Raw genomic sequence first — 784 nt, forward strand, 5'->3', positions numbered from 1 at the left:
CTAATAGAGCCGTCCGGGGTAAAGGGCCATGAGTAATGCGGCCATGGGGCGAGCCCAGCGTGAGCCAGCCGAGGGCGATATCGTCCGCGAGCAAGCCGTCCTCTTTCGCCTCACCGACCGACTTTACCGAGCCAACGGCCTTGGGGAGATATATGATGCAGCGCTGAATGCCATATGCGATGCCCTCGGTTCGTCGCGCGCCTCGATCCTGAGATTTGACAGCCACGGAGTCATGAGCTTCGTCGCGTGGCGCTCACTCTCTGAAGAATACCGCGAGGCAGTTAACGGCCACACGCCGTGGACACGCGGTGAACACAATGCCGAGCCAATCTTTGTTGAGGATATTCGTCTCAGCGGTGAATCTCGGCAACTCATCGACACGGTCCTTGGCGAGGGAATCGAAGCGCTGGCCTTTATCCCGCTTGCCAGCTCCCACGAGCTCATCGGCAAGTTCATGGTCTACTATCCAGCACCCCATCGCTTTGCCGATCGTGAACGCGAACTTGCGTTGACCATTGCCCGTCAGCTCGGGTTTGCGATTGAACGGAAGCGGGCGGAAACAACGGCAGCGCGACTGAGCGCGCTCGTCGAATCCTCGGATGATGCAATCATCGCGACCGATACGGATGGCATCGTCACGGACTGGAACAGCGGCGCCGAGCGTCTCTACAGCTACGGCCGCAAGGAAATGATCGGACGCCCGCTCATGTTGCTGATACCGCCCGATCGCCAGAATGAGGAGCGGGAGATTCTGGCGCGCATTCGCAATGGAGAACATGTCGAC

Annotated in this window: 1 protein-coding gene; it reads left to right on the top strand. The window is 59.4% G+C overall.

The features are described 5' to 3' along the window. Positions 1 to 28 precede the first annotated feature (28 nt). On the top strand, positions 29 to 784 hold a 756-nt coding region (locus tag EOA29_RS38605), incomplete at its 3' end, for a PAS domain S-box protein (RefSeq protein WP_245468799.1).

It is taken from the genome of Mesorhizobium sp. M1E.F.Ca.ET.063.01.1.1 (assembly GCF_003998155.1).
Classification (GTDB): Bacteria; Pseudomonadota; Alphaproteobacteria; order Rhizobiales; family Rhizobiaceae; genus Mesorhizobium.